This window comes from Phenylobacterium sp., from assembly GCF_030679875.1.
Classification (GTDB): Bacteria; Pseudomonadota; Alphaproteobacteria; order Caulobacterales; family Caulobacteraceae; genus Phenylobacterium.
On sequence record NZ_JAUXSP010000006.1, the window covers coordinates 104,317 to 130,044 of the forward strand.

At 68.3% G+C, this 25,728-nt stretch carries 20 protein-coding genes; 11 read left to right on the forward strand and 9 right to left on the reverse strand.

The window, feature by feature from the left end; genetic code table 11:
* Positions 1 to 122 precede the first annotated feature (122 nt).
* The 10 genes from Q8K84_RS03695 to ligA all read left to right on the forward strand — a co-directional run bounded on the left by Q8K84_RS03695 (position 123) and on the right by ligA (position 15,756).
* Positions 123 to 1,244 carry an efflux RND transporter periplasmic adaptor subunit gene (locus Q8K84_RS03695; protein ID WP_305280937.1) on the forward strand — a complete coding sequence of 374 codons (1,122 nt, stop codon included), beginning with the start codon at positions 123 to 125 and terminating at the stop codon, positions 1,242 to 1,244.
* Positions 1,241 to 4,336 (forward strand): efflux RND transporter permease subunit, encoded by a 3,096-nt coding sequence (locus Q8K84_RS03700; RefSeq protein WP_305280939.1) that lies wholly within the window; start codon positions 1,241 to 1,243, stop codon positions 4,334 to 4,336. The genes Q8K84_RS03695 and Q8K84_RS03700 overlap by 4 nt, the downstream gene beginning before the upstream one ends.
* Positions 4,337 to 4,413: 77 nt before the next feature.
* Positions 4,414 to 5,361, forward strand: a complete 948-nt coding sequence (locus Q8K84_RS03705) for a D-alanine--D-alanine ligase (RefSeq protein ID WP_305280941.1) — start codon at positions 4,414 to 4,416, stop codon at positions 5,359 to 5,361.
* Between the two features lie 157 nt (positions 5,362 to 5,518).
* On the forward strand, positions 5,519 to 6,241 hold the full coding sequence (locus Q8K84_RS03710) for a cell division protein FtsQ/DivIB (RefSeq protein WP_370867824.1): 723 nt from the start codon (positions 5,519 to 5,521) through the stop codon (positions 6,239 to 6,241).
* Between the two features lie 18 nt (positions 6,242 to 6,259).
* A complete protein-coding gene (gene ftsA, locus Q8K84_RS03715) occupies positions 6,260 to 7,594 on the forward strand; it encodes a cell division protein FtsA (protein WP_305280945.1) in 1,335 nt (444 codons plus the stop codon).
* 301 nt (positions 7,595 to 7,895) lie between these two features.
* Positions 7,896 to 9,482, forward strand: coding sequence for a cell division protein FtsZ (gene ftsZ, locus Q8K84_RS03720; protein WP_305280947.1), 1,587 nt, complete (start codon positions 7,896 to 7,898; stop codon positions 9,480 to 9,482).
* A gap of 267 nt (positions 9,483 to 9,749) precedes the next feature.
* Positions 9,750 to 10,661 carry a UDP-3-O-acyl-N-acetylglucosamine deacetylase gene (gene lpxC, locus Q8K84_RS03725; RefSeq protein ID WP_305280949.1) on the forward strand — a complete coding sequence of 304 codons (912 nt, stop codon included), beginning with the start codon at positions 9,750 to 9,752 and terminating at the stop codon, positions 10,659 to 10,661.
* Between the two features lie 119 nt (positions 10,662 to 10,780).
* On the forward strand, positions 10,781 to 11,653 hold the full coding sequence (locus Q8K84_RS03730; protein ID WP_370867830.1) for an outer membrane protein assembly factor BamD: 873 nt from the start codon (positions 10,781 to 10,783) through the stop codon (positions 11,651 to 11,653).
* A 58-nt stretch (positions 11,654 to 11,711) separates the two neighbouring features.
* A complete protein-coding gene (gene recN / locus Q8K84_RS03735) occupies positions 11,712 to 13,409 on the forward strand; it encodes a DNA repair protein RecN (RefSeq protein WP_305280953.1) in 1,698 nt (565 codons plus the stop codon).
* Entirely contained in the window at positions 13,402 to 15,756 is a 2,355-nt protein-coding gene (ligA, locus tag Q8K84_RS03740) for an NAD-dependent DNA ligase LigA (protein WP_305280955.1), read from the forward strand. Before recN ends, ligA begins: the two co-directional genes overlap by 8 nt.
* Before the next feature lie 158 nt (positions 15,757 to 15,914).
* Here ligA and Q8K84_RS03745 read toward each other — a convergent pair whose 3' ends face one another.
* From Q8K84_RS03745 to Q8K84_RS03775, 7 genes are all read right to left on the reverse strand, one after another.
* On the reverse strand, positions 15,915 to 17,729 hold the full coding sequence (locus Q8K84_RS03745) for an aminopeptidase P family protein (protein WP_305280957.1): 1,815 nt from the start codon (positions 17,727 to 17,729) through the stop codon (positions 15,915 to 15,917).
* Between the two features lie 51 nt (positions 17,730 to 17,780).
* Positions 17,781 to 18,254 (reverse strand): DUF6644 family protein, encoded by a 474-nt coding sequence (locus Q8K84_RS03750; protein WP_305280958.1) that lies wholly within the window; start codon positions 18,252 to 18,254, stop codon positions 17,781 to 17,783.
* 3 nt (positions 18,255 to 18,257) lie between these two features.
* Positions 18,258 to 18,614: a DUF6152 family protein gene (locus Q8K84_RS03755; RefSeq protein WP_305280961.1), complete on the reverse strand. Its 357-nt coding sequence runs from the start codon at positions 18,612 to 18,614 to the stop codon at positions 18,258 to 18,260.
* A 72-nt stretch (positions 18,615 to 18,686) separates the two neighbouring features.
* A complete protein-coding gene (locus Q8K84_RS03760; RefSeq protein ID WP_305280963.1) occupies positions 18,687 to 19,349 on the reverse strand; it encodes a DUF6134 family protein in 663 nt (220 codons plus the stop codon).
* 168 nt (positions 19,350 to 19,517) lie between these two features.
* On the reverse strand, positions 19,518 to 19,910 hold the full coding sequence (locus Q8K84_RS03765) for a hypothetical protein (protein ID WP_305280965.1): 393 nt from the start codon (positions 19,908 to 19,910) through the stop codon (positions 19,518 to 19,520).
* 82 nt (positions 19,911 to 19,992) lie between these two features.
* Positions 19,993 to 20,859: a 50S ribosomal protein L11 methyltransferase gene (locus tag Q8K84_RS03770; RefSeq protein ID WP_305280966.1), complete on the reverse strand. Its 867-nt coding sequence runs from the start codon at positions 20,857 to 20,859 to the stop codon at positions 19,993 to 19,995.
* 46 nt (positions 20,860 to 20,905) lie between these two features.
* Positions 20,906 to 21,085, reverse strand: a complete 180-nt coding sequence (locus tag Q8K84_RS03775; protein WP_305280968.1) for a hypothetical protein — start codon at positions 21,083 to 21,085, stop codon at positions 20,906 to 20,908.
* 127 nt (positions 21,086 to 21,212) lie between these two features.
* Between Q8K84_RS03775 and Q8K84_RS03780 the strand changes: the two genes are divergently transcribed.
* On the forward strand, positions 21,213 to 21,647 hold the full coding sequence (locus Q8K84_RS03780; protein ID WP_305280970.1) for a hypothetical protein: 435 nt from the start codon (positions 21,213 to 21,215) through the stop codon (positions 21,645 to 21,647).
* A 6-nt stretch (positions 21,648 to 21,653) separates the two neighbouring features.
* Here the strand turns inward: Q8K84_RS03780 and Q8K84_RS03785 are convergent, their stop codons facing one another.
* Complete coding sequence (locus tag Q8K84_RS03785; RefSeq protein ID WP_305280972.1) at positions 21,654 to 24,014, reverse strand: UvrD-helicase domain-containing protein; 2,361 nt, start codon at positions 24,012 to 24,014, stop codon at positions 21,654 to 21,656.
* A 39-nt stretch (positions 24,015 to 24,053) separates the two neighbouring features.
* The gene (locus tag Q8K84_RS03790) at positions 24,054 to 25,646 is read right to left on the reverse strand and encodes a M10 family metallopeptidase (RefSeq protein WP_305280973.1); all 1,593 of its coding nucleotides are present in this window, start codon (positions 25,644 to 25,646) and stop codon (positions 24,054 to 24,056) included.
* Positions 25,647 to 25,728 lie beyond the last annotated feature (82 nt).

Consider the following 25,728-nt stretch of genomic DNA (forward strand, 5'->3'; position numbering starts at 1 on the left):
CCCCTCATGAAATCAACCCAAAAGCGATCCAGCGAGCTCACTCTCCGTCGAGCATCCTTGCTGTTTACAACGTAAGCTAACGCTGTTTAGATTGCCGTTCAGCCGGGGAACGGGGTGGCGTTATGCAGGGTCGCGACGGGCAGCTTAGGCGCACAATCAAGCTTACGGCCATCGCAGGTTTCGCCTCGGTCCTGGCGGCCTGCGGGGGCGGGGCTGAGCCGCCTGCGGCTCAGGCGCCGGCGCCGGCGGTGGAGGCCGCCGCGGTGCGGGCCGCCAGCGCCCAGACCCTGATCACCGCCACCGGGGCGCTCGCTCGCCAGCGGGAGGCGCAGCTGGCCTTCCGGGTTCCTGGCGTCATCACCAGCCTGACCGTGGACGAGGGCGATGTGGTCCGCGCCGGCCAGGTGATCGCCCAGCTTGATCCCACCGCCGTCGAGGCGGGCCGCCAGCAGGCCAAGGCCGCCCTGGACCGCGCCCGCCGGGACCTGGAGCGGGATCAGGCCCTGTTCGACAAGGGCTTTGTCAGCCGCCAGCGGATCGACGACCGCAAGAGCGCCCTGTCAGCCGCAGAGGCCGCCTATTCCGCCGCCGCCTTTGATCGCCGCTGGGCGACCCTGACCGCGCCCACCGCCGGCGTGGTGCTGTCGCGCGCCGCAGCGGCCGGGCAGGTGGTTCAGCCGGGCCAGGCAGTGGTGACCATCGCCGACGCGGGCTCCCCCTTCGTGCTGCGGGTTCCGGTCCCCGACCGGCAGGCGACCCGGATCGCCCAGGGCGCCACAGCCCAGGTCGAGGTCGGCGACCAGACCCTGCCGGGCCGGGTCATCCTGATCGGTGGGGCCAGCGCGGCCGGCGCCGGCACCGTGGATGTGGAGATCGAGATCGCCGCGGCCCCTGGCCTGCGCAGTGGTCAGGTGGGCCGGGCGCAGATTGCGGCCTCGGCGCCCCGGACAGCCGATGGCTTTTCCCGCATTCCCGCTGAAGCCATCCAGGAGGCGGAGAACGGCCGGGCCTTCGTCCTGCGCCTCGACGGGGATGTGGCGCGGCGCACGGCGGTGACCTTTGGCGGCTTCGACGGCGACGACGCCCTGGTGGCGGGTCTGGCCCCGGGCGCCCGGGTGATCACCGCCGGCGGCGGCTTCGTCGGCGACGGCGACAAGGTGCAGGTGATCGACCCCGCCGCCCTGATCGCCCAGACTTCAGCCGCAACCGCCAAGGGTGCGGTTGCTGAGAGCCCCGCGCCATGAACTTTGATCCCGCCGGCTTTGCGGTTCGTCGCTGGCAGTTCACCCTGGTCGCCTTCGCGCTCCTGACCATGCTGGGTCTGAACGCCTTCGCCAGCATGCCGCGGTCAGAAGACCCGCATTTCCCCATTCCGCTCATGATCGTCCGCGCCGTGCTGCCTGGCGCAGAGCCGACCGAGATGGAGCAGTTGATCGCCGATCCCCTGGAGGACGTCCTCGACGGCCTCGACGATGTGGATGAGATCCGCTCCACCAGCCAGGACGGGGCCGCGGTGGTCCAGGTGCAGTTCAACTGGGATGTGGACACCGACCGCAAGTTTGACGAGGTGGTGCGCGAGGTGAACGCCCTGCGCCCCCGGCTGCCGGACGGCCTTGTCCTGCTGGAGGTCAACCGGGCGCGGACCACTGAGGTGGCTGTGGTTCAGGTGGCCCTGGTCAGCGACCATCTGCCCATGCGGCGACTGGAAAAGGTGGCCGAGCGACTGCGCGAACGGCTGGCCCGCGCCCCGGGGGTCCGGGAGGCGGAATACTGGGGAGCGCCGGCGTCCGAGGTTCGGGTCTCCCTGGACCTGCCGCGGCTGGCGGCTCTGCAGCTGCCGCCTACCGCCGTGGCCGACGCCCTGGCGGCGGCTGGCGCAGAGGCCCCCGTGGGGGCGGTTCACGCCGGAGATCGGCGATTTAACGTCAAGGCCGGCGGCGCCTTCCGCGAACTGGACGACATCGCCCAGACCCCTGTTCGCGCCGTCGACGGGCGTGTTGTACGAGTGGAGGACGTGGCCACGGTGGCCTGGGCTGAGGCCGAGCCGACTCACCTGACACGGTTCAATGGCGACCGAGCTGTCTTCGTGACGGTGAAGCAGCGGGACGGCGCCGATGTCGCCACCCTGACCACCGCCGTCAACGCCGCGCTGGATGAGTTTGAAACCAGTCTGCCGCCCGGGGTCCGCCTGGAGCGGGGTTTCCAGCAGGCGGAGAACGTGAAGTACCGACTGAACCTGCTGTTCCGGGACTTCGGCATCGCCCTGGGGCTGGTTCTGATCACCCTTCTGCCCCTGGGTATCCGGGCGGGCGTCGTGGTGATGATGTCTATACCGCTGTCCCTGCTGATCGGCCTGTCGGTGATGCAGGGGCTGGGCTTTACCCTCAACCAGCTGGCCATCGCCGGCTTCGTGCTCAGCCTGGGCCTGCTGGTGGACGACTCTATCGTCGTCACCGAGAACATCGCCCGGCGTCTACGGGCTGGCGAGGATCGGATATCTGCGGCGGTCAACGGCACGCGCCAGATCTCCTTGGCGGTGATCGGCTGTACAGCGACCCTGATGCTCGCCTTCCTGCCCCTGATGTTCCTGCCGGAAGGGTCGGGCGCCTATATCCGGTCCCTGCCGGTGGCGGTGCTGACCACAGTGGCGGCGTCCCTGCTCGTGTCGCTGACCATCATCCCTTTCCTGGCCAGCCGCATCCTCTCACGGCATGAAGACCCCGAGGGCAACGCCCTGCTGCAGGCGATCAATGGGGCGATCCACCGCTTCTATAGCCCGATCCTGCACCGCGCCCTGGCGAGGCCATGGATTGCGCTGGGCATCACTGTGGCAATCTGCGCCACCACCGTCCCCATGCTGGGCGCCATTGGCTCATCCCTGTTTCCCCCGGCTGAGACCCCGCAGTTCCTGGTGAAGATTGAGACCCAGCAGGGCTCATCCCTGGAAAAGACCGATCAGGCTCTTCGCTTTGTGGAGGCGCGGCTGGCCAGGGAGGAGTCCGTGGTCTGGCAGGCGGCCAATCTCGGTCGCGGTAATCCGCAGATCTTCTACAACTCCACCCAGGCCGAACCACAGCCCAACTTTGCTGAGGTTTACGCCGCCTTCGACTCTTGGGAGCCGGGCGAGAGTCCTGCCTTACTCGACGCCCTGCGTGCAGACTTCGACCGCTATCCTGGCGCGCGCATTCGGGTGATCGTGTTCGAGAACGGCCCGCCAATCGAGGCGCCCATCGCCGTTCGTCTCCAGGGGCAGGACCTCAGTGTTCTCAAAGGTCTGGCCGCTCAGGCTGAAGCGATCTTGAAGGCCACGCCGGGCGCCCGGGACGTGAACAACCCCATCCGCCTGGACCGCACCGACCTGGACCTTGGCCTGGACGAGGCCAAGGCCGCGACCCTGGGCGTTCCGGCAGGGGCTGGCCGCCGGGTGACGCGACTGGCCCTGTCGGGAGAGTCGGTGGCCCGCTACCGCGATCCCGACGGCGACGACTACAGCGTCAATGTCCGCCTGCCCATGGGCGCTCGTAACGAGGTGTCGGCCCTGCAGGAGATCTATCTGCCCTCCACCACCGGTCAGGCCGTGCCCCTGGCGGCGGTGTCCAATCCGGTCCTGACCTCCAGCCCCGCCCGAATCGACCGGGTCGACCGCCAGCGCACCGTGACCATCACCGCCAATGTGGGCACCGGCTTCCTGACCTCTGCGGTGACCGCCGACGCGGTGGAGCGCCTGGAGGCGGAGCTTGCCTTGCCGTTGGGCTACACTCTGCAACTGGGCGGCCAAGCCGAGGCTCAGTCCAGCAGCTTTGCGGGCCTGGGGGCTGCCGTGTTGATCGCGGTGTTCGGCATCCTGGCCGTGCTGGTGCTTGAGTTCGGTAAGTTCAAGACCGCCCTGGTGGTGGCCGGGATCATTCCGCTCGGCCTGTTCGGGGCCGTGGGCGCCCTGTGGCTGACGGGCAATTCCCTGTCCTTCACCGCCACCATCGGCATGATCGCGCTCATCGGCATCGAGATCAAAAACTCGATCCTGCTGGTGGACTTCACCGAACAGCTTCGGCGCACCGGCATGGCCCTGCGTCCGGCCATCGAACGGGCCGGTGAGGTGCGCTTCCTGCCGGTGCTCTTGACCTCGGTGACCGCCATCGCCGCCCTGACCCCCCTGGCCCTGGAGAACTCGGGCCTCTACTCCCCGCTGGCCATCGCCATCATGGGCGGGCTGGTCACCTCAACCGTCCTCTCGCGGGTGGCGACGCCGGTCATGTACTGGCTGCTCAGCCGCGGGGAGCCCGAAGGGATGGCCGAAGAGCAGATCGTCGCTCCCGGCGCCGCGCCGATGATCTGATTGGGCGAGGGTGCTTGACGCGGGGGGGCGGGCCGACGAAGGGGGAGGCTTGCAGCCCGTCGCAGCCAGAGAGCCCCATGGCCTTTTCCATCGCCGGTCAACATGTCGCCGTCCTGCTGGGGGGCCTGTCTCCAGAGCGCGAGGTGAGCCTGGTTTCAGGCGCCGCCTGTGCTGACGCCCTTGAGCGCCTGGGCGCGCGCGTCAGCCGCGTCGACGCCGGCCGCGACCTCGCCGCCCGTCTGACTGAACTCAAGCCGGACGTCTGCTTCAACGCCCTGCATGGGGAGTGGGGGGAGGATGGCTGCGTCCAGGGGGTGCTGGAGACCCTGGGCCTGCCCTACACCCACTCCGGCGTCCTGGCCTCGGCGCTCGCCATGGACAAGGCCAAGGCCAAGGCCGTGCTGGCCGCCGCCGGCGTCACCGTACCGGGCGGTGGCCTGTTCAACCGCTTCGAGGCCGCCGCCGACCACGTCATGGCCCCGCCCTATGTGGTCAAGCCCAACAGCCAGGGGTCTTCGGTGGGAGTCTTCCTGGTCTTTGAGGGGGCGAATCGACCGCCGCAGGAACTGGTCGCGCCTGGCTGGACCTTTGGCGAAGAGGTGATGATCGAGCCCTATATTCGCGGAAAAGAGCTCGCCTGCGGCGTTATGGCCGGCAAGGCCATGACGGTGACCGACATCGTACCCAGGACAGGTTTCTACGACTATGAGGCCAAGTATGGGGAGGGCGGCTCCGACCACGTCATTCCAGCTCAAATTCCGGCTCATGTCTTTGATAAAGCGATGGAACTTAGCGAGCGGGCGCACGCAGCCCTAGGTTGTCGGGGAGTCACCCGGTCCGACCTTCGTTATGACGACATTAACGACATTCTGGTCCTCTTGGAGGTCAATACCCAGCCCGGCATGACGCCGACCTCGCTCGTCCCCGAGCAGGCGGCCAAGCTTGGGGTGGATTTCGACCAATTGGTGCTTTGGATTACGGAGGACGCCTATGCCCGCGGCATTGCGGGGGGGAGCGCGGACTAAGGCGAAGCCCCGGGCCAAAGCGCCCTCGAGTCCCCGAAAGTCCCGCGGCCCTTCAAAGGCCCAGGCGGGCTATGCGCCAGGCAAGCTGGGCGCGGCGGGTCGTATCGGCCTGTCCCCGGCCCATGCTTTACTCGCCGCCGGCGGCGTGCTCGCCGCCATGGCCGTGGTCGCTCTGGCCACGGGCGACCGGGCTGAGCGGTTGGGGCAGGGCGTGCAGGCCGCGATCGGCCAGCAGTTCGCCGCCCTGGGTTTCCGGCTCAACGCCGTCCATCTTCAGGGCGCTTCGCCTGCGGCCACCGCCGACATTCTGAGCGCGGCCGGCGTCTACAAGGATCAGCCGGTGCTCGGCCTCGACCTTGAGGCTCTGCGCGGACGGGTCGAGGCCGTCGGCTGGGTCGAGGAGGCGCGCATCGTGCGCCTGCTGCCTGACACCCTGATCATCGCCATTTCCGAACGCCGCCAGCTGGCGGTGTGGCAGCACCACGGAACGAGCCGGGTGATCGACGCCGAGGGTCGGGTCATCCCCGAAGCCAATCCCTTGGGATCGGCCAACCTGCCCCTCGTGGTGGGCCAGGGCGCTGACCAGCATGCGGCGGCCATCCTGCCTCGGATCGCGGCGCGGCCTCGCCTGATGAACCGGGTGGAAGCCCTGGTGCGGGTCGACGACCGGCGCTGGGACCTTCGCCTGAAGGACGGGTCTCTCGTCCAACTTCCTGCGGTCGACGAAGAAGCGGCCCTGATTCAGCTGGAACAGCTCGACCAGCGCTCACGGATTCTCGAGCTGGGATTTGCACGGATCGATCTGCGCGATCCAACGATGGTGGCGGTGCGGCCGCGTGATCAGGTCCGCTCCAGCGGTCTGATCGCCGATGGCGCCTAGGTGGTGGAAGGAAGAACCGTGCCGTTCGGGACCAAAACGGTCGATCGCAACAGCAGTCGCGAAAGCCTGAAGGCCGCCCTGGGTCGTCAGCCCCTGGTGGCTGCGGTGGATCTGGGCGCCTCCAAGGTGTCCTGCTTCATCATGAAGCCCGACGGCGTGCGCCGTGGGGATCGCACCCTCACGGCCGCCGGGGTCGGCTATGTCCAGTCCCGGGGGATTCGCGGGGGCTCCATCGTCAATCTGGACGAGGCCTCTGACGCGATCGCCCAGGCCGTGGAGCGGGCCGAGAATGTGGCCGGCGTCAATGTGCAGGGCGTGACCGTGGCCATGGCCGGCGGCCAGCTGGCCAGCCACCGCATTTCCGGCCGTGTCAGCCTCGGCGCCCGCCCGATCTCCGACCATGACCTGGTCCGGGCCATCCAATCGGCCCTGACGCCCGTCAAGCTGCCCGAGCGGCGGCCGGTCCATATTCTGCCCATCGCCTGGCGCGTGGACGGCCAGAGCGGCGTGCGCGATCCCCGGGCCATGTTCGGGCGCAGCCTGGCGGTCGAACTGCTGGTGGTGTCGGTGAGCGAGACCGCCTTCCAGACCCTGGGGGCCTGCGTCGAGCGCGCCCATCTGCAATTCGAGGGCGTCGTCGCCGCCCCCTTCGCCTCGGCCCTGGCGGCCCTGGAAGAGGACGAGATGGACCTGGGCGCCGTGTGCATCGACATGGGCGGCGGTTCGACCTCGGCTGCGGTGTTCACCGCCGGCAGCCTGGTTCATGTGGAGACCCTGCCGGTTGGCGGCCAGCATGTGACCGCCGACATCGCCCGAGGTCTGTCGACCTCCATGGCCGGCGCCGAGCGCATCAAGACCCTGCACGGCTCGGCCATCGCCTCAGCTAATGAGGACCGCGAGATGATCGAGGCGCCGCCCCGGGGGGACGACGCCGGCGCCGGTCCGGTGATCGCGCCGCGCTCCCTGCTCAAGGGCATCATCGCGCCGCGGGTCGAGGAGACCCTGGAACTGCTGCGCGACCGGCTCAAGGCTTCGGGTGCGCCTGTGGAGCCGGGCGCCAGCCTGGTCCTGACCGGCGGCGCGAGCCAGTTGGCCGGGGTGCGGGAAGTGGCGGTGCGGGTGTTTGATCGCCCGGTGCGCCTGGGCCGGCCTCGGCGGGTGCCGCACCTGGCCGACGCGGCCTCAGGGCCAGCCTTCTGTGCGGCGGCGGGCGTCCTCCATCGAGCGGCCTTCGGCCCGCGTGAGGCGGTCTCGGCCAAGTCGATGTCCGGGGCCCGAATCCGCCGGGAGAACCTGGACCCCCGGGCCAATCCGGTGACCAAGGCCGCAGCCTGGCTGCGCGAAAACCTTTAGCGCCAAGTCTAGTCGACCTGAGGTCAAGGTTAACCTGCTCCCGGTGTTCTTTCGCCGGGACCTGCGCCATGCCGCCGCAGTTTCAACCGCGTTCGGGCCTCAACTTTGCCGCAAAATCGCAATTAAGCCTTATGGCGCAACAAAAAAATGCATTCGGCTTGGGTCGACGGACCTCCGACTCAATGTAAGCGGTTTACGTTCGATTAAGGATGATGGTCGTTAAGTTAACCGCATCCCAATCGGAGCGTGCAGCGGGCGGGTCGCGTGCGCTTCAACAGATTTGCGGAGGACGGTGGGTCCTATGGCTATTGCACTGACGGCGCCGCGCGAGACCGAGCTGAAGCCGCGTATCGTGGTGTTCGGCGTTGGCGGCGCAGGCGGAAACGCTGTGAACAACATGATCGAGGCGCACCTCGAGGGCGTGGAGTTCGTGGTCGCCAACACTGACGCCCAGCAGCTGGCGTTCTCGAAGACGGATCGGCGTATCCAGTTGGGCGCAACAGTCACTCAAGGGCTGGGCGCCGGCGCCCATCCTGAAGTCGGCATGAGCGCCGCCGAGGAGTCGATCCCCGAGATCGGCGAGCACCTCGACGGCGCCCACATGATCTTCATCACCGCTGGCATGGGCGGCGGCACCGGCACCGGGGCCGCGCCGATCATCGCCAAGTGCGCCCGCGAGCGGGGCATCCTGACCGTCGGCGTGGTGACCAAGCCCTTCCACTTCGAAGGGCGTCACCGGATGCGTCTGGCGGACTCCGGCATCGCCGAGCTGCAGCGCTATGTGGACACCCTGATCGTTATTCCGAATCAGAACCTGTTCCGGGTCGCCAATGAGCGCACCACCTTCTCCGAAGCCTTCGGCATGGCCGACCAGGTGCTGCATTCGGGCGTGCGCTCCATCACCGACCTGATGGTGCTGCCGGGCCTGATCAATCTCGACTTCGCCGACGTCCGCACGGTCATGACCGAGATGGGCAAGGCGATGATGGGCACCGGCGAAGCTTCCGGCGATGACCGCGCCCTGATGGCCGCCCAGAACGCCATTCAGAACCCGCTGCTGGACGAAGTCTCCCTCAAGGGCGCCAAGGCCGTGCTGGTGAATGTCACCGGCGGCCTGGACATGACCCTGCTGGAGGTCGACGAGGCCGCCAACGCCATCTCCGAGCAGGTCGATCCCGAGGCCAACATCATCTTCGGCGCGGCCTTCGATCCGTCGCTGGACGGCATGATCCGGGTTTCGGTGGTGGCCACCGGCATGGACGGCGCCTCGATCGCCGCCATTGAGCCCAAGGCCGAGGTTCGACGCCCGCAGGGTCCGGCTCAGCCGGCGCCGCAACCCATGCACACGCCGGTCCGCCAGGCCGAGCCGGTCCGACAGGCCGCGCCTCCGCCAGCCTATGTCGAGCGCCCCGCGCCGGCGGCCTATGCGCCCGAGCCCGCGGCTCGGGCTCCGGAGCCGGCCCCTCAGGCCTATGCCCCGCCGCCCGCGCCGCACGTCCAGGCCAGGGCGTCCGAGCCTCAGCCGGCCCCGGCCTTTGAGGCTCAGGCGCCGCAGCCTGATCTCTATGCTCGTCCTGCGCCCGCGCCCGTTCAGGCGCCAGCCGAACGTCCCATCACCCGCATCGTCGACCCGATGGTCGCCGATGAAGAGGACGAGCCCCTGTTCGGCGACAGCGCCTTTGCTGATGATCGTCGCCAACGTGGCGGGTTCCTCAGCCTGTTTGGGGGCCGTCCCCGCTATGACGCGCCGCCCGCTGCGGCCCCGGCGCCAGCCCGGTCATCGGCCCCCAGTCGCGGCGGCGCCCAGCCGGCGGAGTCGGCCGAGGTCGAACGTGACGGCGGCGAGGATCTTGAAATCCCCTCTTTCCTGCGGCGCCTGGCCAACTAGGCCGACATTCGGCCACGGGGCGTCCCGTGACATGCGACTGAGACGGCCGGTCCCTCTGGGGCCGGCCGTTTTCATGAGCAAACCTTAACGGCCTCGGCCGTATAGCCGCCTGAAAAACAACACTAAAGTCGGGCCTGGTTCAGGCGAAACATTCAGAAACAGGACTTGTGTTGCGGCGCCATTGCACAGGTTTTAACCGTGTCCTGGGGCTGACTGCGGTCGTTCCGCGCCTGCAACCTCGTGTCTCGGTCAACCAAGGTTCTATTCGTGCCCGCAGCCAACGCGCCCACCGCCTCCGTCCTTCAGCACACTGTGCTTGGCCCCGCGATCTTCGCCGGAGTCGGTGTCCATACGGGCGCTCACGTCCGGGTTTCGGTTCGACCGGCTGCGGCGGACACGGGCATTGTCTTTGTGCGCACGGACATCACCGAACAGGACAACCGTGTTCCAGCCTCGGCCGAGGCTGTCTGCAAGACGCAGCTCGGAACGGTCATCGGCAACGCCGCCGGCGTCACGGTTTCGACCATCGAGCATCTGATGGCCGCCTTCGCCACGCTCGGCGTGGATAATGCAGTTGTCGAGCTCGACGGTCCGGAAATGCCGATCATGGACGGCTCCTCGGAGCCCTTTGTGCAGATTCTGGATCAGGCCGGCCGCCGCGTGCAGGACGCGCCGCGCCGCTATATCGAAATCCTGGCGCCGATCGAGGTGGTCGATGGCGACAAGAGCGCCCGTCTGCTGCCCAGCGGCCAGTTCGAGGTGGCCTTCGAGATCGTGTTTGATTCGCCGGTCATTGGCCGTCAGGCGGTTGACCTGATCATGACTGAGGACGCCTTCCGCACCGAGTTGGCCAACTGCCGCACCTTCGGCTTCGCCCATGAGGTCGAGGCCCTGCGCGCCATGGGTCTGGCCCGGGGCGGTTCGCTGGAAAACGCCGTGGTCATCGAGGGCGATCGCATCCTCAATCCGGAGGGCCTGCGCCGGCCTGACGAATTCGTGCGCCATAAGGCGTTGGACGCCATTGGCGACCTCTATGTCCTGGGCGCGCCGATCCTGGGCCGCTTCGAGGGCCGCCTGGCCGGTCACGGGATCAATAACCAGCTCGTCCGGGCCCTGGTCGCCCAGCCTGACGCCTGGCGGATCCGCACCTTCGCACCTGAGCTGGCCCTGGCGGTCTGAGCTTCCGTTTGCGCCGCCGCCCGCGTGGTGTAGAAGCGGGGGCTCGCGGCGCGGGGGCGCGCGTTGGTCCTTTTGAGGTGAAGGTGTCTCTGCTTCACAATTCCCTTCGGGGTCCCGCCCTGGCGACTTTGGTCGCCGCCCTGGCCTTGACGGCCTGCGCCGGACGCGAAGAGCGTCCCCGGCTGGCCTATGAAGAGCGGCCGGTCGAGCTGCTCTACAACACTGGCGCCAATCGGCTGGATCGCGGCCTCTGGAATCAGGCGGTGGATTATTTCGCCGAGGTCGAGCGTCAGCATCCCTATTCGGTCTGGGCCCGTCGTTCGATCCTGATGACCGCCTATGCGCAGTATCAGGCCAATGACTATGCCGAGGCCATCGCCAGCGCCGACCGCTTCCTGACCCAGGCGCCCGGCAATCCGGCGGCGGTCTACGCCTATTATCTCAAGGCGATCTGCTACTTCGAACAGATCGTCGATGTCGGTCGCGACCAGGCCGCCACCGGCCAGGCGCTGAACGCCCTGCAGGAAGTCGTTCAACGCTATCCCGACAGCGAGTACGCCAAGGATGCGCGGCTGAAGATCGACATGGTCCGTGATCAGCTGGCCGGCAAGGAGATGACCGTCGGTCGCTATTATCTGCGCAACAACGACATTCTCGCCGGCATTGGCCGGTTCAATACCGTCGTTGAGCGCTACGAGACCACCAGCCACACCCCAGAGGCGCTCTACCGTCTTGTGGAGGCCTATCTGACCCTCGGTCTGGCGGAAGAGGCCAAGCGCAATGGCGCGGTTCTGGGCTTCAATTATCCGGGCAGCGTCTGGTACCGCGACGCCTACGCGCTGCTGAACAGCCGCGGCCTACGGCCGGCCAACGCCCCAGAAGCCCGTTCGGGCGGTGGCTTCCTGTCCCGTCTGCCCTTCGTTGGCGGACGGAATTCCGATGAGCTGGAACGCGACAAGGGGACAACCCTGCGCCCCCCGGCGAGCGAATAGAACCTAAGGCGAACGGGCGGGCTTTCGCCCGAGGTGATTCCAGGCAATCTTGCACCCCATGCTGATCGGACTGTGGATCCGCGACGTGGTGCTGATCGAAGCGCTCGACCTGCCCATCGGGCCGGGGCTCACCGCCCTGACCGGAGAGACGGGGGCGGGCAAGTCGATCATCCTCGACGCCCTGGGCTTGGCCACCGGCGCGCGGGCCGAGGCCGCCCTGGTGCGCCAGGGCGCAATCCTGGCCCAGGCCACGGCCCTGTTCGCCCCAGCGCCTGAGCACCCTGCCTGGGCGTTGCTGGAGGACAAGGGCCTCGCCTACGACCCCACCGAAGATCTTGTCTTGCGTCGCACCGTCAGCGCCGATGGCCGCAGCCGCGCCTTCGTCAATGACCAGGCCACCAGCGTCGGCGTCCTGCGGGAGCTGGGCGCTCTCTTGATGGAGGTCCACGGCCAGCACGAGACCGTGGGCCTGCTCGACACCCGCACCCATCGGGGCCTGCTGGACGCCTTCGGACAACTCGGCGGATCCCTGGCCAAGGTGGGCGCCCTATGGAAGACGTGGCGGGCCGCCCAGGCCCATCGTGACGAACTCGCCGCCGCCGCCGAGCAGGCCGCCCTCGAGATGGAGGAGCTCAATCTCCGTCTCGCCGAGTTCGATCGCCTCGAACCCCGGGAAGGGGAGGAGGCCGACCTCGCCGAAAGCCGCGCCATGCTGGGCGCCGCCGAGAAGGCGCTGTCCGACATCGCCTCGGCCCGCGAAGCCTTTGACGGCCTCGCCCCTCGCATGGCCCAGGCCGTCCGCGCCCTGGACCGCGCTCGCGAGCGCGCCGTCCATGCCGGCGCCGCCGAGACGGGCCCGACCGTGACCCGGCTGGCTGCGGCGACCAGCGCCATCGACCGCGCCCTGGTCGAGGCTCAGGAGGCTGAGGCAGCCATCGACGGCGCCGCCGAGGCCTTCGATTTTGATCCCGATCGCCTGGAGAAGACCGAGGAACGGCTATTCGAACTGCGCGGCATGGCGCGCAAGCTCAATGTCAGCGTCGAGGAACTGCCCGTCCTGCGGGTTCGGTTCGCCGAACGTCTGCGGGCGGCGGAAACCTCCGGCGAGGACCTGAAAGCGGCGGACGCCGCGGTGTCTGCGGCCCGGGCTGAATACCTGACGGCGGCCGAGACCCTGAGTGAAGCCCGCCGGGCGGCGGGTGAGCGGTTGGCCCAGGCGGTCATGTCCGAGCTTGGTCCCCTGAAACTGGACAAGGCCCGCTTCCGCGCCACGGTTGAGCGCCTGGCGCCTGAAAAGGCTGGCCCTCAGGGACAGGACCGGGTGGCCTTTGAAATCTCCACCAATCCCGGCGCGCCATTTGGGGAGCTCGGCCAGATCGCCTCGGGCGGCGAGCTCGCCCGCCTGGCCCTGGCGCTGAAGGCGGCCCTGGCCGGCCGGGCGCAGGGCGCCCAGCCCCTGATGATCTTCGACGAGGTGGATCAAGGCGTCGGCGGCGCGGTGGCCGATGCGGTGGGCCTGCGCCTGCGCCGCCTGGCGTCCGCCGCCCAGGTCCTGGTGGTCACCCACAGCCCGCAGGTCGCCGCCCGGGCCGACGCCCACTGGCGGATCTCCAAGGCCGGCGACGCGGATCTGGTGCGGACCGCCGTCGAGGTGCTGTCTGTGACCGATCGCGAGGAAGAGATCGCCCGCATGCTGGCCGGCGCCCAGATCACCGATGCGGCCCGCGCTGCGGCCAGGGCGCTGATGGATGCCTGACTTCCCTGCTTCCAAGCCCGCGGGGGACCTCTCCGAGGCCGAGGCCGCCGAGGAGCTGACCTGGCTGGCCGACACCATGGCGGCCCATGACATCGCCTACTACCAGGATGACGCGCCGAAGGTTTCCGACGCCGACTACGACCTCCTCAAGCGCCGCAACGCCGAGATCGAGGCGGTGTTTCCCGACCTGGTGCGTGAGAATTCCCCCAGCCTGAAGGTCGGCGCCGCGGCCTCGGCCCAGTTCTCGCCGGTCGAGCACGGCGTGCCCATGCTCAGCCTCGACAACGCCTTTTCGGACGAGGAAGCCCTCGAGTTCGAGGGGCGGGTGCGCCGCTTCCTGCGCCTGGACGACGGGCCGATCGCCTTTACCGCCGAGCCCAAGATCGACGGTCTGTCGGCCTCGGTCCGCTATGAGAAGGGCCGGCTTGTCCGCGGCGCCACCCGGGGCGACGGCAGAGTGGGAGAGGACGTCACCGCCAACCTGCGCACGCTGGCCGACATTCCCGAGCGCCTGACCGGCTCCGGCTGGCCCGAGGTCATCGAAATCCGCGGCGAAGTCTATCTTGAGCACAAGGGCTTTAAGGCCCTGAACGCCGCGGCCGAGGCGGCAGGCCAGAAAGCCTACGCCAATCCCCGCAACGCCGCGGCGGGCTCCCTGCGTCAGCTGGACCCCAAGATCAGCGCCCAGCGGCCTCTGCGCTTCTTCGCCTATGCGTGGGGCCTGGTCAGCGAGCCTTTCGCTGAAACCCAGTGGGCCGCCCTGGAGGCGTTGAAGGCCTGGGGCTTCCAGACCAATCCGCAGTCGCGCCGCGTCGAGGGGTCTCAGGGCCTGCTCGGCGCCTATCGCGACATGGAGGTGGCGCGGCCCCGCCTGGGCTTCGACATCGACGGTGTGGTCTACAAGGTTGATCGGCTGGACTGGCAGCAGCGCCTCGGCTTCGTCTCGCGCTCGCCGCGCTGGGCCATCGCCCGCAAATTCCCCGCTGAACAGGCCCGCACGGTGCTGAACGCCATTGACCTCCAGGTGGGCCGGACTGGCGCTGTGACGCCGGTCGCGCGGCTGGCGCCCGTGACCGTGGGCGGCGTGGTGGTGGAGAACGCCACCCTGCACAACGGCGATGAGATCGCCCGCAAGGACGTGCGCATCGGCGACACGGTCATCGTCCAGCGGGCCGGCGACGTGATCCCACAGGTGGTGGGGCCGGTGCTGGATGCGCGCCCCGAGGGCGCCGTACCCTATGTCTTCCCCGATCACTGCCCCTGTCCGCTGAGGACGCCGCTCGCGCGAGAGACCACAGCCTCAGGCGCCGAGACAGTGGTCCGCCGCTGCACCGGCGAACTGGCCTGTCCGTTCCAGCGGGTCGAGCATCTCAAGCACTTCGTCTCCCGCCGGGCCTTCGACATCGAGGGGTTGGGGGAAAAGCAGCTTCAGGCCTTCTTCGACAAGGGCTGGGTCAAGGAACCCGCCGACATCTTCCGCCTGGCCAAGGACGAGGCCAGGCTGGACGAACTGCGCTCGACAGACGGCTATGGCGAGACTAGCGTCACCAATCTCAAGGCCGGCATCGACGCCAAGCGGAACATTCCGCTCGACCGCTTCATCTATGGCCTTGGGGTCCGACATATAGGCGAGACCACCTCCCTGGCGTTGGCCCGTCACTTCGAGACGGTGGAGGCGTTCCTGGCCGCCGCCCGGACCGCGTCGGCCCAACAGGCTGGCGCGGCGCACGATGGATTCTCTCAGCTGGACGGGGTGGGCCCCACGGCGCTCGACGCCATCCTCGCCTGGGCGTCCGCGCCCCATGAGGTGATGCTTCCAGAGGGGGCCAGTTTCGATACGCGATTGAAGGCCTGCGTCCCCAAGCTCAACAAGACAGCCCGCGAGGCCCTGGAGCGCCGGTTCGGCGACTGGTCAGCCTTTGAGGCCGCCGCCCAGGGGGCCGTCGCCCAGGCCCCCGGGGAGGACTTCGCCGAGCTGGCCGCCGTCGACGGGGTGGGCCCCGTGGCCGCCAGCATGATCGCCGGCTTTTTCGGTGAGGATCACAACCGGGCCATGGTCGATCACCTGCTGGCTGAACTGCAGGTCCAGGCCGCCGAGCGCCCGAAAACCGATACCGCTGTGGCCGGCAAGACCATCGTCTTCACCGGCGCCCTGGAAAAGATGACCCGTGATGAGGCCAAGGCCCAGGCCGAGGCCCTCGGCGCCAAGGTCTCCGGCTCGGTCTCGAAGAAGACCAACCTTGTCGTCGCCGGCCCGGGCGCAGGCTCAAAACTCAAGACCGCCACCGACCTTGGCATCGAGGTGATCACCGAGGACGACTGGCTGAAGCTGGTGGCTCAGGGGTAGGGGCGGCCCGCCTCGGTCCACTCATATCGTCATGCTCGCCCGCGTCGAACATCCCTGTCGAGGGCGGTCGGGAGCGTCACGAGGGATCCTGGGCACAAGGCCCAGGATGACGGCGTTGTCGTGGAAAGAACTGGACGTTCGCCCCGTAGAAGTGGGCCCTACAGCGGCGCGCAGACGTCTTCCAACCAGGACCGGACCTCGCCATCCACCAGCGGCCCGATCTCGCGCAGGACCCGGGCGTGATAGACGTCCATCCAGCGACGTTCCTCATCAGACAGCATCTCGACCACGATCAGGCGGCGGTCGATGGGCGCCAGCGTCAGGGTCTCGAAGCCAAGCATGGGCCGCTCGCCGCCCCCGATTTCGTCGGCGGCCGTGACGACCTGCAGGTTCTCGATCCGGATGCCATAGGCGCCGGTCTTGTAGTAGCCGGGCTCGTTCGAGACGATCATGCCGGGCTGCAGGGCCACGTTGTTGGGCGCCTTGGAGATGCGCTGCGGACCTTCGTGGACGCCGAGATAGCTGCCCACCCCGTGGCCGGTGCCGTGGTCGTAGTCGAGTCCGGCCATCCACAGGGGCGCACGGGCCAGGACGTCGAGGGCTGAGCCGCTTGTCCCGGTCGGGAAGCGGACATGGGCCAGGGCCAGATGGCCCTTCAGCACCAGGGTGAAGCGCTCGGCCATCTCCCGGCTGGGGTCGCCGATGGCCACGGTGCGGGTCACATCTGTGGTGCCGTCCAGATACTGGCCACCGGAATCCACCAGCAGCAGGGACCCCGCCTCGGTACGCTTGTTCAGCCGCTCGGTGGGCCGATAATGGACGATGGCGCCGTTGGAGGCCGCGCCGGCGATGGTGTCGAAGGACAGGTCCTTCAGCGCGCCAGTGGCTTCGCGGAAGCCCTCCAGGGTCTGCACTACGGTCTTTTCATCGGGCAGGCTGGTCTGGGCCTCTGTGGCCAGCCAGTGGAGAAAGCGGGCCAGCGCCCCGCCGTCCCGCACATGAGCCTTTCGGGCGCCCTTGATCTCGACGGGGTTCTTGCAGGCCCGGGGAAGGGCGCAGGGATCATCGGCGCGGATCGTCTGGGCCCCGGCGGCCTCGAGCGTGTCGAAATACCAGGCCGAGGACTGGCCTGGATCGACCAGCACCTTCTGGCCCTTCAGATCGGCAAGGGCGCTGGCCAGGGCCTCGGGGGTCTCCAGGCTGACCTCGTTGCCCAGCCAGGCCGGAAGGTCTTCGCTGACCTTAGCGGGGTCGAGAAACAGCCGCGCCCGGCCGCTGGCGTCGAGGATCGCCTGGGCCAGCGGCAGGGGGCTGCGGATCACATCGCCGCCGCGGATGTTGAACAGCCAGGCGATGGAGGCGGGTGCGGTGAGCACCGCGGCCTGGGCGTCCTTGGCGGCCAATGATTGTCCTACCCGCGCCCGTTTGGCGGCGGAGTCCTCGCCGGCATAGTCCAGGGGATGGGGGACCACCGGGGCCTGGGGCTGGGCCGGGCGCGCCGCGCCCCAGGCCGCATCCAGGGGATTGAGGCCGACGGCCTTCAGTTCGGCGCCGGCCTTCTCCACGGCGGCGCGGACCCTGGCGAGGGCGTCGGGACTATGCAGGCGCGGGTCATAGCCGATGGCCTGGCCCTTGGCCGCGGCGGTCTCCAGATAGGCGGGCACCCCACCCTCAACCAGGTCGCGGATCTCGAACAGGCTTTCATCCACCTGGTCGCGGACCTGCAGGGTGTAGCGGCCGTCGACGAAGACGGCGGCCTTGTCCTTCAGGATCACCGCGGCCCCGGCTGAACCGGTGAAGCCCGTGGCCCAGGCCAGACGGTCATTGGCCTCGGGCAGGTATTCGTTCTGATGCTCGTCCTCATGGGGGACAAGGAAGCCGTCCAGCTTCTGATCGGCCATGGCCTGGCGGATCAGGGGCAGGTGGCGGGCGCCAAAGGCGCGCTCGGTGGTCTCATCAAAGGTCTGGCGCATGGACTAGAAATAGGCCCGGCCGGGCCGGAGCGCCATGGGGATCATGCGGGCTCAAGCGTAGGCGATCAGCCGCCCGAGGGCGCCTACGGTCAGCCAGACGCCCAGCGAGCCCACCGCCATCAGCCGCCCGGCCAGGGGCGGGGACGTTTCCCAGTCCGCCATGCGTCTGCGCCAAACCCAGTGGAACAGGACCGCGTGGAGCAGGCCCACGACGATCAACGCCACCTTGGCGCGGAAGATGTTGGAACTGACCATGGGGCCGGCGTCGGCGGCGAACATTACTGATCCGCTCGCCGCCAGCAGGATGAGGCCGCCCACGGCCCATGGGGTCAGCGCCCGAGACAGGGTCTGGACGGGAAGTCCGCGCCAAAGTCCCGCCAGCCTGAGATCGACCACCCCGATACCGCCCAACAGGAGCACAAGCCCCAGCAGGTGCGCCACATTGGCGACCGGATAGGCCACGGCCGAGCCGCGCGCCCACTGGCCCAGGGCCGAGGCCTCCAGCAGGGCGGCCAGCGCCTCCACGGCCTAGCGCAGCTCGACGGTCTTGCCTCCGGCCGTGATGCGTTCGAGGCGCAGCTCGGCCGTACCGTCGCGGCGGGCATAGCCTTCAATAGTCACGGTCTGGCCGGGCCCGAGCATGGCGCGGGTCAGGCCGCGAGCCTCCATCCGCGAGACCGGGGCCAGGATCAAATCCCACGTCTTGCCCGCGTGAGCGACCTTGGCGGTCCCATGGGGATTGCCCCAGGTCACGTCGCTCAGAGTCGCGGTGACGCTGACGGTCTGGCTGGCGTCATAGGAGCTCCAGCCGTGATGGGCGAGGCTGGCGGCGGGAGCCGCGGCCATCGCGAGGGCGGCGGCGGCGATCATCAAGGTCTTTCGCATGGCATGCTCCGGTTCCGATGAGGGTCAGGTTAAAGCAGTTTTGAACGGCGGCGGATCAAGGCGCCGTGAGGTCTAGATCCGTCGGTAGATCATGGTCGAGCCGTCCTCGAGCTTGCCCCGCAAGCCCGCCCAGGCGCCGGTGGAATCATACCAGTTGTCGATCTCAGCCTCGCCCCGCAGCGTCCAGCGGGTGGCGGGGACGGACTGGCCGTTGGCGAGCTGGACGCTATCAGCGCCGACCCGCGTCGCGCGGATCCGCATCAGCTTGCCCAGCTGCGGGTTGAAGAGGGGCCGGGCAAAGGCCGCGGTGTTCCAGTGCGTCAGCGGAGCGGCTGATGCCGGGGCGGCGAGGCGTCCGCCCGGACCTTCGATGGCGACCCCCGACGCCGAGGCCTCGGCCTCGACCTGCTCGACCTTGCCGTTGGTTTCGGTACGCGTCGTCAGGCTTGCAAAGCTGTCGCCCCGCCACCGCTCCGTGGCGGTGTGGGCATAGCGGAAGACGGGAATGGGGCCCAGGCGGACCCGCATCTCGACCTCGGTGCTGACCGTGGTCACGCCGCCGCTGCGGGTAAACCGCATCAGGTGCTCCCCCACCTTGTCCTTCCCGCGAAACACCGCAAAGGCCAGGCGGCCATTGGAGGGGACCGCGGCCAAGGCGCCCGGCGCGACAAGGGCGCCAAGACTGGCGCCCAGAAGGCTTCGGCGGCTCAGGAGGATGAGGGCAGGCGGGTTCACGACTGGGTCTCCGCAGATGGCGCCGTTCGGCTTCCTGTCGATGGTACGGATGCGACCACAGGCAGGATGCTTTTATTCGGGCCGCGCCTCGTCGAAGCGGGCCCGCCGCAACAAAAAGGGCGACGCCGGGAGGCGCCGCCCTTGATGTCGGGGCCGTAGGCTCAGCGCCTACATGCCCGCGCGATCGCCAGCTTCGTCAACGGCGTTCGCGGTGTTGGACGCAGCCTCCTCGGTGGCGGCGGCAGTGCGGTCAGCTGCGGCTTCGGCGCTCTGGGCCACGCTGTCAGCGGCCGCGCGCGAGCTCTCCGCAGCTTCGGAGGCGGCGTTCTGAGCGCTCGCCGCGGCGTTCTCGACCATGGCTTCGGCGCGACCGGTGTCGCGAGCGGCTTCCAGGTCACCGGTGTTATCGCCGTTGTTGCCGAAGATGAAGAACATGCCCACCAGGGCGACGATGGCGACGATGCCGGCCACCCACCAGGCGGCCGAGCCGCCGCTCTTGTGAACGACCTCGCGCTCAACCGGGGGCGGGTCGCGACGCTCAGTGTTGGGATCGTAGGTCATTGGTTTCTCTCCTCAGTCAGACAGGCTTGACCATGTCTGGGTGCCGAAGAGAACGCCGGTCCATCAGGCCGGTTCCGCCAGGTCAGCTCCGCTTGAGTACGAGAGTCGACCAGGCGTCGCGGTTCAGCCGTCTGACGAGCACGAAACCGCGGGAACGATAGGCCGCCAGGACCCGACGCGCCTGGGACCGCAACAGCCCCGACAGGATCGCTACGCCCCCCGGTCGAAGCGCGCCCTTGATGTCCTGGGACAGCATGACGAGCGGAGCGGCGAGGATATTGGCGAAGACCAGGTCATAGGGGGCGTGCGCCCTCACAAGCCGGTGCCCTAGCCCCGAGGCGTGGACGAAACGGGCGCGGGCCTGGTTCAGGATGGCGTTCTCCCGGGCGATGCGCACCGAGGGTCTGTCAATGTCGGTGCCGACGGCGACCGGCGTTCCCGTCTTGGCCGCGGCGATGGCCAGCACGCCCGTGCCGGCGCCGACGTCGAGGACCCGGTTGAAGTGCGTCCGCTTCAAGAGCGCGTCATAGGCCTGCAGGCATCCCACGGTGGTGCCGTGGTGGCCGGTGCCGAACGCCGCCCCGGCTTCGATCCGCAGGTTGACGGCGTTAGGGGGCGCAAGACCTCGATCATGAGCCCCATAGATGAAAAATCGACCGGCGCGCACCGGCGGAAGGCCCGACAGGGCCATGGCCAGCCAGTCGGCGTCGGCGAGCACCTCGGTCGAGACCGTGAGGCCGCCATGGCTCTCCAGCAGATCGCGCAGGGCGTCGGCCTCGGCCTGCTCGGTGGGATAGGCGTCAATCCGCCAGACGTCGTGGTCCTCATCCTCTTCCAGGATGGAGTAGGTCACGGCCTCCAGGCCCGACTGGGCGTCGATAGCCTCGGCGGCGCCTTCGGCGAGCTTCCGTGGGCCCCGGGCGATGATCTGAACAGGGTCGTGAGTCATGCGCCTCCTCTAGAGGCGCAAAGCCCGGATGGCGAGGGGGGAAGGACTAGGGGGCGTCCAGGGCCGCGACCTGCACCGGCGGCGGGGAGGTTGTGACGGGGGCGCTGCTGTAGCTGATCTGCGGGCCAAGCACCGCCTCGCCATAGGTGATGTCCGGCTTGAACGCCGCACCCAGCAGCAGTCCGCTCGCCGCCGCCAGGGTGATGCCATGAAAAAGTGACTTCATCTGCGCCTCCGTGCCGGGCTTAAGCGCATCAGGGCCCAGAGGGTTTCACGCGTATCCTGCGCCGGCCTAGTCGGCCTGCGCCGTTCGGCGATTTGACGTGCTAGGCTCCGTCCGAAGGAGGAGTCTGATGAGCAAGTACAAACCCCTGTCCGACCGCCTGTCGCGGCACGAGGCCGACCTGTGGACGGCGAGCTTCGCCGAGCTTGAGGACGTGCTGGGCTTCCCGCTGCCCAAGAGCGCCCGTGAGCAGAATGCCTGGTGGCGGGGCGGGGATAAGTCCCACCACAGCGCCTGGACCGAGCCCGGCTGGCGCGTAATGGATATCGATCGGACCGCCCAGACGGTGGTTTTTCAGCGCGATCAGGACATGGCTGCGCCCGCCAGCGCCACAACGCCCCAGGCCGCGCCTGAGGCGAAGATCGACCCCGAGGTCAAGGCCGCGAAACGCGCGGGGCTGGTCATGCCCACCGCCGTGGTGGGCGGCGCCGCCGCCCTGCTGGCCGGGGGCGTGGCCGTGCTGGCCGGCTTTCTGGCCCGGCGCAAGGGCGAACCCTGGCGCTGAGGCTGATCAGGCGGCCGGCGTCTTCTCGACGAAGGAGTCGATCACCTTCTTGTCGCCCGCCTTGTCGAAGGTGACGGTTAGCTTGTTGCCCTCGATGGCGCGCACTTGGCCGTAGCCGAACTTCTGATGGAACACCCGCTCGCCGCGGGAAAAGGCGCTGCTGGAGCCTGAGGGGTCTGAGACGGCCACCAGGCGGCCTTCACCTTCGATGACCTGCTGCCGGCCAGGATGGCTGCCCTGATAGCCGCGGTCCTGGGCGCGACGCCAGCCGGGCGAGGAATAGCCAGAGCCGAAGCTGGGGCTCTCATCCCAGCGGCTGCCGTGCTGCTGCATCCCCGGCCCGCCGCCATAATAGCCCGTGTCGGACGCGGCCTCGACGTGGGCGAGGGGCAGTTCGTCGACGAAGCGCGAGGGAAGCTGGCTCGTCCAGCGGCCATAGACCTGGCGGTTGGCGGCGAAGGAGACATGGGCCTGCTCGCGTGCGCGCGTGATGCCCACATAGGCCAGGCGGCGTTCTTCCTCGAGACCCTTTTCGCCGCTCTCGTCCATGGAGCGCTGCGAGGGAAAGACGCCTTCTTCCCAGCCGGGCAGGAAGACCAGGGGAAACTCCAGGCCCTTGGCCGAGTGCAGGGTCATGATCTGGACGGCGTCCTCGCCCGCCCCGCGATCGAGATCCATAACCAGGGAGACGTGCTCCAGATAGGCGCTGAGAGTCTCGAAGTTGCTCATGGACTGGACCAGTTCCTTGAGGTTCTCCAGCCGCGTCTGGGCCGTCGGCGTCTTGTCCAGACGAAGGGCGTCGGTATAGCCGCTCTCTTCCAGCACCTGCTCGGTCAGCCGGCTGTGGTGCAGGGTCTCGCCTTGCGCCCGCCAGCGATCCAGGTCGCGCAGGAAGTTGGCCAAGGACGTGCGGGTGCGGGCGGCCAGCTCGTCAGTCAGCACGATCTGGCGGGCCGCGGTGGCGGCTGAGACCCCGTTCAACCGGGCGATCTGCAGCAGTTTCTGGACCGTGGTCTCGCCAATCCCACGCTTGGGCACATTGACGATCCGCTCGAAGGCCAGGTCGTCATCCTCGGATTGGATCAGCCGCAGATAGGCGTGCGCATCGCGGATTTCCGCCCGCTCGAAGAAGCGCGGCCCGCCGACCACCGTGTAGGGAATCTGGAGCAGGACGAAGCGCTCCTCGAAGGCGCGCATCTGGAACGAGGCCCGCACCAGGATGGCCATGTCCTTGTAGCGCCGCGGATCGCGTTCGGTGGTTCCCTTGCGCGCGCGCTCGATCTCGTCGGCGATCAGCCGGCTCTCGGCCTCGCCGTCCCAGACCCCGCGGACCACCACCTTGTCGCCGCCGTCGGCCTCGGTCCAGAGCGTCTTGCCCAGGCGCGACTTGTTGGTGGCGATCAGGCCCGAAGCCGCCCCCAGGATATGGCTGGTGGAGCGGTAGTTGCGCTCCAGACGGATGACCTTGGCGCCCGGGAAGTCGCGCTCGAAGCGCAGGATGTTGTCCACCTCGGCCCCGCGCCAGCCATAGATCGACTGGTCGTCATCGCCGACGCAGCAGACGTTCTGGCGCTTCTGGGCCAGCAGGCGCAGCCACAGGTACTGGGCGACATTGGTGTCCTGGTACTCGTCCACCAGGATGAATTTGAAGCGGTCGTGATACTCGGCCAGCACGTCGGGCTGCGAGGTGAAGATGGTGAGGTTGTGCAGCAGCAGGTCGCCGAAGTCGCAGGCGTTCAACACCCGCAGCCGCTCCTGATAGAGCCGGTAGAGCGCCTGGCCGCGGTTGTTGGCGAAGGCCGCGCCCTCGGCCGGCGGCAGGCGGTCGGGCGTCCAGCCGCGGTTCTTCCAGTGGTCGATCAGGCCCGCCAGGGCCTTGGCCGTCCAGCGCTTTGCATCGATGTTCTCGGCTTCCAGCAACTGCTTGAGCAGCCGCTCCTGATCATCGGTGTCGAGAATGGTGTAGCTGGACTTCAGGCCCACCAGCTCGGCGTGCCGGCGCAGGATCTGGGCGGCGACGGAGTGGAAGGTGCCCAGCCAGCGCAGACCCTCGGCCTGGGGACCGATGATGGCGGAGATCCGCTCACGCATCTCGCGGGCGGCCTTGTTGGTGAAGGTGACGGCCAACAGCTCCCAGGGCTTGGCGCGCCCGGTGGTCAGGATGTGGGCCAGCCGCGTGGTCAGGACCCGGGTCTTGCCAGTGCCGGCGCCGGCCAGGACCAGGACGGGGCCCTCCACCGTCTCCACCGCGTCGCGCTGCTCGGGGTTCAGCCCCTGGAGGTAGTCGGGCGCAGACCCCGCCCCGCCCACACGGGCGAGGTCGCTGATCTTCGGGGCGGGGACGGGAACTGAATCGGGCGCAGGCATGAGAACGTATGTAGCACACGCTGGCGCCGGCTTAAGGCCTCAGGCCAGCATCCAGTCGCCCAAAGTGGCGGACGTCACCCCCACCAGGATCATCTGGGCGCCGCCGACCATGTCGATCACCGTGTCGGCGCCGGAGAAGCCCAGGGTCCAGGTCGTGCCGGGGTCAAAGCGCACCCGGTCGCCCTCGGCGCTGTTGAAGTCCAGCACCCGATCAATTCCGGCGTCGCCGAAGGTGTTGAAGATGTCGGCGCCGGGGCCGCCGCTGATCGTATCATTGCCTCGGTCGCCGGAAATCCAGTCGTTCCCGCCGCCGCCATAGAGGACGTCATCGCCCTGGCCGCCGCGGATCAGGTCGTTTCCGTCGCCGCCATAGCCGGTGTCATTGCCGAGATTGCCGTAGACGATGTCGGCGCCAGCCTCGCCATGCAGCAGGTCATTGTCCTTGCCGCCCACGACCCAGTCATCGCCGGCGCCGCCCCACAGGGTGTCGTTCCCGGCATTGCCGTGCAGGTCATCAAAGTCGCGGCCGCCCCAGATCTGGTCCGCGCCGTCCATGCCTCGAAGATAGCTGCGCCCGTCCCCGCCGCGGATTTCGTTGTTGGCGCTGTTGCCGAGGATGGTGTCGGCGCCCGAGCCTGCGATGACGTTCTCGATCACCGTGTTGTAGGCGATGCCCAGATTGTCGGTCCAGGTGTAGGTCTCGGCGGTCAGGATGTGCTCGTTGAAGAAGCTCTGGGCCCATGGAAACCTGACCAGCATCTCGGCGATCTGCGCCTCGGCCGAGAACTGGGCGATAGATGAATAGGCGCCCGGGGTCAGATCGATGAACGACCCCCGCGTATGGCTCGACAGGTCGAAGGTGTCGATCCCGCCGGCGTCGTAGAGGGACTGGAAGAAGGGCCTGTTCTGGTCCCAGCTATAGGTGGTGTTCCCCGTCGCCGTCGTCGGATCGGCGCCATATCGGGCCTGGATGGCCAGGATGTCGAACACCATGGGCGTCTCGGGCGCCACCCGCGTCGGCGTGATCCGCACCCCAGTGGCTGTGGCCTCGGCCTGCCAGTGCAGACTGTCCACCGCCCCGGTATAGGACATCACCGTGTAGCGGGTGGTGTCATAGGCGGCCGGCAGCACCGCCCCATCCTCGAAGGGATGCTTCAGGCCTATGGCGTGCCCAAGCTCGTGGATCAGGGCGCTGAAATCGTATCTGCCGGCGGCGAAGTCCGCGCTGGCCTTCTCATGACTGATCCAGATATCGCCCATATAGGGCTGGCCCGCTCCGCCATAACTCGGGGGATAGTAGGCGAAACCCCAACCTGGCTCTCCGTCGTCATCGTCATCCGCAGCGGCGACATCTGTGAAGGCCACGCGGATCTGGCCCGGCGAGGCGAGGTCGTCGGTCTGCACGAAGCGGCTGGCGATCAGCCGGTCCCAGGTCTCGACAGCAGCGATCAGACGCTGGCCCTGGGCGCCGTTCAGGACGCTGTAACCGGCGATATTGGGCTCATCGGCCGTGCCGTAGCCGGGCCAGGTCGAACCCTCTCGCGGGATGCTGTAGGTGATGGTCGAGCCACCCCACCACCGGGAGGCGGTGACTAGGCTGGTGACAATACTATTGGCGTCGGGGGCGGCCATCTACGCTCACACGCTGGAAACAGAACGACTTCAATACCCTAGGTTTGGCCCCAAGCCCGCAACGAATTGCTAACATCCTCGG